An 11007-nucleotide genomic window follows, 5' to 3' on the forward strand; every position below is an offset into this window, starting at 1 on the left:
ATGAAAAATCTCTATATTGACAGCTTTGAACCGTTAGTATAATGTAATGAATGGTCAACAACTTCAACCCAGAACTGTAAATGTTACCCGATATGTTACCCCGCTGCGGGAAGGCGGATCGCTGCCTGCAATTGCCGAGGCCGACGACGATTTTTTATATGTCCTGAAATTCCGCGGGGCCGGGCAAGGAACAAAAGCGCTGATTGCAGAGCTGATAGGAGGGGAAATTGCGCGATTGCTGGGTTTGAAAGTTCCTGAAATCGTTTTTGCCAATCTCGACGAGGCGTTCGGGAGGACAGAGCCCGACGAAGAAATTCAGGATCTGCTTCGCGCCAGCACGGGGTTGAATCTGGCCATCCATTATTTATCCGGCGCCATTACTTTTGATCCCGTGGTAACCGACGTGGAGTCACGGCTTGCATCAGCAATCGTATGGCTCGACAGCCTCATTACCAATGTAGACCGCACGGCCAGGAACACCAATATGCTTATGTGGCACAAAGAGTTATGGCTTATAGACCATGGCGCAGCATTGTATTTTCATCATTCGTGGGATAACTGGGAAGAGCAGGCAAAGCGGCCGTTTGCACAAGTAAAAGATCATGTGCTGCTTCGTTACGCTGCTGATATCGAGTCTGTTGATGCCGAATTCAAGTCCATTTTAGATGTTGAGAAAATTGAGGCCGTTGTATCGCTGATCCCGGATGACTGGCTGCTGCGCGATGCGCCTTTTGAAACTGCCGAAGAACATCGGCAGGCTTATGTGAAATTTTTAGCGTCGCGGCTCTCCGTGTCGGATGTATTTGTTAAAGGAGCTAATGATGCAAGAGCAGCACTTATTTGAGTACGCCGTAATTCGCGTCGTGCCCAGGGTCGAGCGCGAAGAATTTGTGAATGTGGGTGTTATTTTATTTTGTCCGTCAAAGCGTTTTCTGGAATGCACCATTGAGCTGAATGCTGCCAAGTTGCGCGTACTGTCCGAAAGCCTGGACCTCGATGAGGTAAGTGCTTACCTGAATGCATTGAAGTTGATTTGTTTGGGCAAAAAAGAAGGCGGCACCATTGCTGCGCTGCCGCCTGCATCGCGTTTCCGCTGGCTTACCGCCACGCGAAGCACTGTTATACAATCATCAAAAGTGCATCCCGGCTTTTGCCGGGAACCGGAAGTGAGTTTGGGTAAATTGTTTGATCAAATGGTCAGATAACTTAGCGCAGGTTCAGCTGCTGTTGGACTTCTTCCTTTTTTCTTCTGGATACTTCCACCTGCGATCCGTCGGAAAGGAGCACATACTGACTGTTGTGCGACACTTGCTTAATGTACCGGGAGTTAACGAGGTGTGATTTGTGCGTGCGGATGAAATTAAAGTCGGCCAGCATTTCGTCAAAGTGCTTTAAGGTTTTGCTGGAAACGAACGGTCTTTTACCAACCAAATGTATGGATGTGTAATTTTTGTCTGCTTCGAGCCTCAGGATTTCGTCCAGCATAAAGAAGAAAACGCCTTCGCTGGAAGGGACGGCCAGACGAAAATCTTTAATTTCCTTCTTCTTAATGTTGTCCATCAGGTTGTCCAGAAGCACCTGACTCGGGCGGGCATTCTTCTCCTTCACTTTTTCGATATGCCGTTCAATGGCAGATCTCAATTCTTCCACACAAATGGGTTTTAGTAAGTAATCCAGCGCACTGAACCGGATTGCCTGAATGGCGTATTTATTGAATGCGGTTATAAAAATGATATCGAAGTCAGGATTCTTTCGGCCGGCCAGCAATTCAAAACCAAACTTTCCCGGCATCTCCACATCCAGGAATATGAGTCCGGGCTTGAATGTTTTCATCACTTCCAATGCTTGATCCACCGATCGTGCCTGCCTGATGGTCATTTCCTCCGGGATCATTGTTTCCAGATAATTGGCAAGAATGTGACGGGCTTTAATTTCATCATCGATAATCAGCGCGTTTATCATAATGTCTTTAATGTTGTAAAAGGTGACGTGGGACACATAAACTGATCGACGCTTGGCCAGGCATTACCCGGTGAGGCCGGGTGATTATCATGGAAACGCTGATCTGTTTTTAACCGGAAGTATAATTAAAAGAAAAGAAGAAGAATGTGCTTTTTCAACCAGTAAAAGGCCGGTGAGATTTATTTAAAGGCTAAACGCAAAAAGGCCATATCACCCTGCGATGATATGGCCGTAACGTCGAAATATTGGAAATTAATCCTCAGTAACAGGCTTTTGCATTTCGTTCATGTTATGCGCGACCATGCTGTCGGGCGTCACATTGCTCATACCCATTTGTAACTTATTTTTAAGCCCGGATATCACCTTATCCTTGCCCGACATCAATGCGTCGTAACCATCTTTGGCCACGCCCGCAGGATCAGCTTTGGAATCTTCGTCCTGCACAGCTTTGCTGCTGTTCATATCTGCTTTGTTAAAGAAATCGGTGTCGGTAACGCCTGGTAACAATGCGGTTACGGTTATATCCGTCTCGCTCAATTCTTCACGCAGCCCCTGGCTGAACGACAACACAAATGCTTTTGTCCCGTGATAAACCGCTTGCCATGGGCCCGGGGTTTTACTTGCAATAGAGGCCAGGTTAAGGATTTTACCGGAATTCGCTGCCAGCATATCTTTCAGGAAAAGCTTGGTAAGGATCACTACAGCTGAGATGTTCAGCTCAATAATGTCAAGTTCGCGGTCCAGCTCATTATCCTGGAATAATCCGTAAACGCCCTGGCCGGCATCATTCACCAGCACATCAATGGTAATCCCTTTGCTTTTCACTTCGTCATAAACCGACAAGGTTTCTTCCCGGTTGAAAAAGTCCTTCGCAATTGTGATCACTTCCACGCCATGCTGCCTGAACTCCTGCGCCTTCACTTCCAGCTGCTGCTCGTCGCGCGATACGATCACCAGGTTATACTGGTCTTTTGCAAACAGCAGGGCCAACTCGTAGCCTATGCCGCTTGTTGCGCCTGTGATTAGCGCATATTTTCCATTAGATGACATAATTAAAGTAGTTTATTGATGAAGATTAAATTACAACCAGTCAAAACCCCGCACATATTTTAATACAACAATGCCAAGGGGTGGTAAAACGAGCGGTAGTGAGTGAATTCTTCCGTATTTCGGAACAGGATAACTTTCCTGTTCTTCCCGGTTAACCACATCAGATCCGCCATATTTCAGGTCATCCGTATTAAAGATTTCCTGATAGTATCCAGGCTTCGAAACTCCAATCCGGTAATTGCTCTTAACAATCGGCGTGAAGTTTCCGACAAAAATCAGATCGTCCTCTTCATTCTTTCCTTTCCGGATCCAGCTCATGATGCTGTTTACACCATCCTGATTATCGATCCATTCGAAACCCTCTTGTGAAAAATTATTTTCGTAAAGAGCGGGTTGCGATTTATAGAAACCATTCAGATCTTTTAGCAAGAGCTGAATGCCTGTATGGGACGGATTGTTGTTTTCGTTCCAGTCCAGGCTGAAATCGTGTCGCCATTCGTGCCGTTGTGCAAAATCCGCGCCCATGAAAAGCAACTTCGCACCCGGATGACCGAACATGTAGCCATAAAGCAAACGCAGGTTGGCAAACTGCTGCCAATGATCGCCAGGCATTTTATTGATCATCGAATTTTTACCATAAACCACCTCATCGTGTGAAAGCGGCAAAGTAAATTTCTCAGAAAACGCATAATGAATGCTGAATGCAAGCTGTCCCTGATGATGGGAGCGGTAAACCGGGTCCAGTTGGAAATACGACAATGTATCGTGCATCCAGCCCATCATCCACTTCATGTCAAAGCCCAGGCCACCATTGTTTGTGGGGCTGGTAACGCCCGGCCAGGCGGTGGATTCTTCGGCAATGGTGAGAACATCAGGGAAATTGGTATGCACCGCATTGTTGAATTCCCTTAGGAAATCCAGCGCTTCCAGGTTCTCGCGTCCGCCATACTGGTTAGGGATCCATTCTCCTTCATTTCTGGAATAATCCAGGTAAAGCATAGATGCAACGGCATCAACCCGTAAGGCATCGATGTGGAATTTGTCCAGCCAGTAAATAGCATTTGAAATCAGGAATGCCTTCACTTCATTCCGGCCGTAGTTGAAGATGAAACTCTTCCAGTCCGGATGAAAGCCCTTTTTAGGATCAGCATGCTCGTAAAGATGCGTTCCGTCAAAATAGCCCAGCCCGTGCTCGTCGGTCGGGAAGTGGGAAGGCACCCAGTCCAGGATCACTCCGATGCCAGCCTGGTGCAGCGAGTCAACAAGGAACATGAAATCCTGAGGCGTGCCGAATCGACTGCTGGGAGCGAAGTAACCAGTGAGCTGGTAACCCCACGATCCGTAAAACGGGTGTTCCATCACCGGCATAAATTCCACGTGTGTGAAATTCATGTAATTGCAATATTCCGGTAACTCTGCGGCCAGCTCGCGGTAGGTTAAGAAACGGCCCTCTTCTTCATCTACCCTCCGCCAGGAGCCAATATGCATTTCGTAAACGGAAATAGGTTGGCTGAGCGGAGGTGCGCTACGGCGTTTTTCCAGCCATTGCGCATCATTCCATTGGTAATCAAGGTCCCATACCACGGTTGCAGTGTGAGGTGGTGTCTCCCAGTGAAATGCGTAAGGGTCTCCTTTTTCTACTTCGTAACCATTATTGGAGCGGATAAAATATTTGTAATATTCTCCACGGCCAATTCCCGGCAAAAAGCCCTCCCAAATGCCGGAACCGTCCGTTCTGCCATTTAAGGGATGTGATTCCCTGTTCCAGCCATTGAAATTTCCAACCACTGAAACCTGCTGCGCATTAGGTGCCCAAACGGCAAAATGCGTTCCCTTGACCCCGTCCCGTTCGATAATGTGGGAGCCAAGTTTATTATAAATATGATAATGTGTTCCGGACTTGAACAAGTCAATGTCAAATCCGGAAAGCATTGGCAATGCATCGCTGCGCTGATCTGTCATGGTCAAAATTTTAAGCTGTTACCTGAGGTTCGGATTTGTGCATGAGTGACTTTATGCCACTTAACGGCACCATCACCCATGTAGGCCTGTTATTGACCTCATAATTCAGTTCATAAATGGCCTTCTGCAGCAGGAATGTCTGCAACAGCACTTCCAGGTCCTCCTTTTTCTGGGGGATGATCGGACTGTCCTTAACCGTTTCCAGATATGCCTTCATGAAAAACCCACTCATGTAATGATACCATTGTTCTACAAAAGGAAGCAGTTTCGTAATGTCTTCCTTACGCACCTGATTGTCCAGATGCAAACTGCCATATGCCGCATAATGAAACGAACGCAACATGCCCGCGACATCTCTCAATGCGGAGCGTTTCAGCCTTCTTTCACTGTAACTACGCGCTGGTTCGCCTTCGAAATCGAGGATGATGAAGTCTTTTCCTGTGAACAAGACCTGGCCTAAGTGATAATCGCCGTGGATCCGGATCTTGTCCGTGTCGATTTTGCGGCTATATACTTTTTTCAGTTCCGTCAGGATTTCGTCTTTCATTTGTAATACGTCCGCAGCTTCCTGTTGTGCTTCCGGCGTCAGTTTCTTGGTGTTGCGGTTAAGACTCTGGAATGCAACGCGGACAAGTGATTGCAACGAAGAATAAACCGAGCGCTGGTAATGCAGCGAAAATTCTTCTGGTTTGAAATCCGGATTGTTTTTGCCTGATGCCAGCGCCAGGTGCATTTCAGCTGTTCTGGTTCCAAGTAATGCAACCTGTTCCGCTACGGGAACATCCAGCAAGTCCTTCAATGCCTCCGGAATGTCCTCGTAACCCACCGGGTTTGTCAATGTGCCCACAAGTTCGGTAGGGAGCTGTATTTCGCTGGTCGAAAGGATTTTTTCATTGAAGCTATCCAATCTGTCCAGCATGTTGGCCCAGGCGTCGGTGCTGTTGACAACCATTTCCTGCATCATACCCAGCACCATGCTGTCGTTCTTGTGTTTCCACTCCACTGCGCCCACAAAAGCCGGGATATTTTTGAACTGCGCCTCATGCGTAAGGAAATGCGTGATTTCCATATCGGGATTGATCGCCCGGTCCACTTTTCTGTACAGTTTGAAGAAATACTTGCCGTCGAAGGTGATGGAAGTATTGCTCTGCTCTCCCGAAAGCACACGCGGTTTGAACTTCTCATTCTCCTTAATGTGCGCAGCCAGATCTGCATTTCCTGTGAAATGGATCTCACTGTTTTTGGCTTTCAGTTTTACATTTTCACCCATATTAACAAGCAAGGCCTGCTGCATTTCCAGTCCGTAAATGGCGTCGAACAGCACGCCTTCCTCTTCGCCACCGATCTTGATCCTGGCGATTACAGCTTGCGGACAGTCTTCCTTCACACGGTTTGAGAATTGCTCTTTGCCATATGCCACAGGAAGCTGATACATTTCAGGCAGATCATTTTGATAAGCCATTTCAAGCAGCAGAATGTAAGCCGGCGGGTTTTGTCCCAACGGGATTGTTGCCTGCGAAACAACCTTAATGCTGTCCAGACCTTTTCCTTTTCCACCAAACCACCTCATTTTCATCAGGTAAGAAGGCAGGAATTTGTTTTCCAGTTTTTCGAGAACCTCCGGTTTAAGCAAATCACTCCAGTCTTTCAATTCAAGCAGCGGAAGCTCCTCGTTCTGATCGATTTCCGGATGCGTTTTTTGCATTACAAAAGATTGGCAAGCATATGCCTCCAATGTGAAGAAATATGGGGTGTTATCTTTAACCGAAGGAAATTTGTTTTTGCTATATATTTCAACCGGCTGGAAACCTTTATATGCGTCCAGATCCAGCTCCACGGGCTGTGGGAAGCGCGACAGGTTCGCGATCACCAGCATAGTTTCGTCTTTGAAAGTTCTGGTGAAAGCCAGCACTTTTGAGTTCTCTGAGTTGAGAAACTTAATATCCCCGCGGCTGAATGCGTCGTACTTCTTCCGGGTAGCGATAGCCCTTTTCATCCACCACAATAATGAGGATGAATTACGCTCCTGCAACTCTACATTCACCGATTCATAATGATATTGCGGATCCAAGATCAATGGTAAGTAAAGCCGCTGCGGGTTGGCCTGTGAAAAGCCTGCATTACGGTCGGGGTTCCATTGCATAGGCGTTCTTACTCCATCGCGGTCGCCGAGATAGAAGTTATCACCCATACCAATTTCATCACCGTAGTAAATGATCGGTGTGCCGGGGAATGTGAAAAGCAGTGAGTTAAGCAGCTCGATCTTTTTCCGGCTGTTCTCCATCAAAGGAGCAAGTCTGTGCCTGATTCCCAGGTTGATTCTTGCCTTCGGATCTTTGACATATACTTTATACATATAGTCACGTTCCTCATCGGTTACCATTTCCAGCGTCAGCTCATCATGGTTCCGCAGGAATATTCCCCACTGGCAGTTTTCAGGAATCTCAGGCGTTTGGTCAAAGATATCAGTGATCGGATAGCGGTCTTCCATTTGCAGCGACATAAACATGCGCGGCATAATTGGAAAATGATAGTTCATCTGACATTCATCACCGTCGCCAAAATACGCAGCAGAATCTTCCGGCCACATATTCGCTTCCGCCAACAGCAATGTGCCCGGATAGCGCTCGTCTACATAAGATCTCAGTTTTTTAAGATACTCATGCGTTTCAGGAAGGTTTTCACAGTTTGTTCCATCCCGTTCAAACAGGTAAGGAACAGCATCCAGACGGAAACCGTCCACACCCATTTCACACCAGAATTCCAGTATTTTCAGGATTTCTTCCTGTACCAGGGGACTGTCATAGTTCAAATCCGGTTGGTGATGGAAGAAGCGGTGCCAGTAATATTGTTCTGCTTCGCTATCCCACGTCCAGTTGGATTTTTCATAATCCTGGAAAATGATCCGGGCATCCTTGAATTGCTTCGGATCGTCTGTCCAGACATAAAACTCACGTTCCGGCGAACCTTTCGGCGCTTTTCTTGCACGCTGAAACCAGGGATGCTGATCAGAAGTGTGGTTGATAACCAACTCGGTAATCACCTTCAAGCCGCGCTGATGAGCTTCTTTCAGGAAATCCTGGAACTCGGTCAGATCACCATAAGATGGGTTGATCGAGTAATAATCAGCGATATCGTAACCGTCGTCGCGGAGCGGTGATGGATAAAAAGGCAATAACCAGATGGCCGTTACGCCAAGGTCCTGCAAATAATCAAGTTGCTCCATAAGCCCCTTGAAATCTCCGATCCCGTCGCAGTTGCCGTCTTTAAAAGCTTTAATGTGCAATTCATATATAATGGCATCTTTATACCAATGCAGGTTCTTATCAAGTATTCCGTTTTTGTCTTCCATTATTTTATCCATTGAGCGTTTCAATTTTAAATATGTGTGCAGGCATTTCGTATGGGTTCAGTTGAACAAAATTGTATTCACCCCGCCAGTAATATTTTTCACCGCTAAGCATATCGCTGACCAGGTAAGTCTGATCGGGATGAATGCCGAAGCGATGAATAGGCACCTTAACGTGGGCGCCTTGCGTGTTGAAGACGTCCAGATTCACGGATATCAGCAATGCATTGTTCGACTCTTCGTCCTGCTTGATATAGCTGATCACCATATCATTGGTGGTCTCCGCAAAATCAATGTTCCAGGTGGATTGCAATGCCGGATTTTCCTTGCGGATCCTATTAACACGCGTTATGATCTCGCGCGTGCGGCTGTATTGTTTCCAGTCCCACTGCTTGATCTCGTATTTTTCATTGTCGGTATATTCTTCCTTTCCCGGATGCGGCTTGTTAACCCCGTATTCATACACAGGTCCATATAATCCGTAATTGGATGATAATGTAGCAGCCAGAATCAGACGCATAATGTGCGCATTCTCGCCACCTTCTGCCAGATGATGCGGCAGAATGTCCGGTGTATTCGGCCAGAAATTCGGACGGAAATAGTATTGTTGGTCGGTTTTGGTAAGCTCTTCCATATACTTTTCTATTTCCCATTTGCTGTTACGCCATGTGAAATAGGTGTATGACTGGTTAAAACCAATTTTTGCCAACCGTTCCATTACACGCGGCCTGGTGAATGCCTCAGCAAGGAAAATGATTTCGGGGTTTACTTTCCGCACTTCCCCGATCATCCATTCCCAGAATGCAAATGCTTTTGTATGCGGATTATCGATCCTGAAAACTTTAACACCCTTACCGATCCAGAAGTCAATGACACTTTTCAATTCTATCCAAAGGTTCTGCCAATCCTGTGTTTCGAAGTCGAAAGGCAGGATATCTTCATATCGTTTGGGGGGATTTTCGGCATACTGGACCGTCCCGTCCGGGCGCCATTTAAACCATTGGGGATGTTCTTTCACATAAGGATGATCCGGGGCACATTGATAAGCAATGTCCATAGCAACCTCGATGCCCAGGTTTTTTGCCTCCGAGACCAGCTCCACAAAATCTTCGATTGTGCCCAGCTCCGGATGGATCGCTTTGTGCCCGCCGAGCCGGTTACCGATTGCCCAGGGCGAACCCGGATCCGTTTCGGATGGTGTAAGTGAATTGTTTTTCCCTTTCCTTTTCATTTCACCGATCGGGTGAACCGGCGGGAAATAAAGTGTATCAAAACCCATCTTCGAAACCAGCGGCAACAGGTTGATTACGTCTTTGAATGTTCCGTGGGTGTCCGGCAATGCGGAGGCAGATCTTGGGAAAAGCTCATACCAGCTGCTGAAAGCGGCTTTTTTGCGCTCCACTTCCAGTTTGTAAGTATGCTCGTACACCGTGATCCGATCCGTGTAGCGGATCTTTTTCATGGCATCGGCCACCTCGTCACTCACCGACAAATTTACCGCAGCTTCGGGGTTCTGGCCTGTTTTGAGCGCTTCGATCCATTTAGTGAATGCAGGTTTGTCGGTCTCGTCAGCGAGTTGCATCGCTTCTTCAAGCAGTTCTGCGCCTATCAGTATTTCAACCGAAATGTCCTGGTTTGCATCGTATTTTTTAACGAGGCCATTTTTCCATGTTGTAAAGTGGTCGATCCAGCCAGTAAAACGATATTCGTAGAAACCCGTTTTTTCTGGTTTCCAGGTCGCTTCCCATTGATCGTTGATCATGTATTTCATGGGAACTTCGTCCCACATTGTTGCTGATTCGTGTTTGTAAATTACGCTTGCCGCTACCACGTCATGGCCATCCCCGATAATGTCTGCCGTCAGAACCACTTTTTCTCCTATGGCTCTTTTAGCAGGAAATCTGCCACTTTCAATCTGGGGAGTAACGTTGGAAATCACGACCCGCTTTCTGCCGTCCTGAATATGCATCGATCCGATTTTTAGTTTTCCGTTCATGAATGCCTGTTGAATCAATCAAAACCATGCCTGGAGAAATGTCCAGAAGCTTATAATTGAGGTCAATAGCCGCTAATATTGCAGTTATTTTCTAGTTTCCGGTTTGGATTAATTTTTGTAATCGCGTAAATTTCAGCGACTTCTCAATTTATACCGCCACAATTTCATCAATTCAAGTTCCGGCCCGACGCAATCTGGCCGTAGATGCTGATTGTATTTGGTTATTTTTTTTTGAGTTTTACACGAATTAGTGTTTATAGCTTATTCAGATCCATAATTTTCCCAGCCGGACCGATGGAGTTTATTTTGATAGACGACAGTGCTTTTGACTTGTTTACGCAAGAAAAGCTGCTTTTAAAGAGTGGTCTTGCGCATGCCGTCAAAGCATTCAGTTCTGCCCAATCTGCCATGGATTTTCTTGAAAATCAAACAGAACATTTTCCCGAAACCATCATTCTGCTCGATATCCAGATGCCCGGCCTGAACGGATTCGAGTTTACCCGGCAATATGCACATCTCCCCGAAAGCCTGAGACGCCGGATCAGGATCTACATGATTTCTTCAACCGTGGACACAGACGACATTGCCAGAGTCCGTTCCAATCCCTACGTAATGCACCTGCTTTCCAAACCGCTGGAAATTCCTGTTTTGAGGGCACTGCTGGGGCAGTAAATTGGGTTGATAGCCC

The 11007-nt window shown here is 46.7% G+C and carries 8 protein-coding genes; 3 read left to right on the forward strand and 5 right to left on the reverse strand.

The genetic code is table 11. The features are described from left to right. Window positions 1-46: 46 nt before the first annotated feature. Complete coding sequence (locus LZG74_RS08050; protein WP_233796042.1) at window positions 47-844, forward strand: HipA family kinase; 798 nt, start codon at window positions 47-49, stop codon at window positions 842-844. Continuing rightward, the gene (locus LZG74_RS08055; protein WP_310589292.1) at window positions 819-1205 is read left to right on the forward strand and encodes a DUF3037 domain-containing protein; all 387 of its coding nucleotides are present in this window, start codon (window positions 819-821) and stop codon (window positions 1203-1205) included. The genes LZG74_RS08050 and LZG74_RS08055 overlap by 26 nt, the downstream gene beginning before the upstream one ends. Before the next feature lies 1 nt (window position 1206). Here LZG74_RS08055 and LZG74_RS08060 read toward each other — a convergent pair whose 3' ends face one another. The 5 genes from LZG74_RS08060 to LZG74_RS08080 form a co-directional block, all read right to left on the reverse strand. After that, window positions 1207-1962: a LytTR family DNA-binding domain-containing protein gene (locus LZG74_RS08060; RefSeq protein ID WP_233796043.1), complete on the reverse strand. Its 756-nt coding sequence runs from the start codon at window positions 1960-1962 to the stop codon at window positions 1207-1209. Window positions 1963-2214: 252 nt separating this feature from the next. Beyond that, a complete protein-coding gene (locus tag LZG74_RS08065; RefSeq protein ID WP_233796044.1) occupies window positions 2215-3012 on the reverse strand; it encodes an SDR family oxidoreductase in 798 nt (265 codons plus the stop codon). A gap of 30 nt (window positions 3013-3042) precedes the next feature. After that, entirely contained in the window at window positions 3043-4974 is a 1932-nt protein-coding gene (gene glgB / locus LZG74_RS08070) for a 1,4-alpha-glucan branching protein GlgB (protein WP_233796045.1), read from the reverse strand. A gap of 10 nt (window positions 4975-4984) precedes the next feature. Continuing rightward, entirely contained in the window at window positions 4985-8338 is a 3354-nt protein-coding gene (treS, locus tag LZG74_RS08075) for a maltose alpha-D-glucosyltransferase (protein ID WP_409014445.1), read from the reverse strand. Then, complete coding sequence (locus LZG74_RS08080) at window positions 8331-10319, reverse strand: alpha-1,4-glucan--maltose-1-phosphate maltosyltransferase (RefSeq protein ID WP_233796046.1); 1989 nt, start codon at window positions 10317-10319, stop codon at window positions 8331-8333. Before LZG74_RS08080 ends, treS begins: the two co-directional genes overlap by 8 nt. 294 nt (window positions 10320-10613) lie before the next feature. Between LZG74_RS08080 and LZG74_RS08085 the strand changes: the two genes are divergently transcribed. Beyond that, window positions 10614-10991 (forward strand): response regulator, encoded by a 378-nt coding sequence (locus LZG74_RS08085; protein ID WP_233796047.1) that lies wholly within the window; start codon window positions 10614-10616, stop codon window positions 10989-10991. Window positions 10992-11007 lie beyond the last annotated feature (16 nt).

This window comes from Dyadobacter sp. CY327, from assembly GCF_021390415.1.
Taxonomy (GTDB): Bacteria; Bacteroidota; Bacteroidia; order Cytophagales; family Spirosomataceae; genus Dyadobacter; species Dyadobacter chenhuakuii.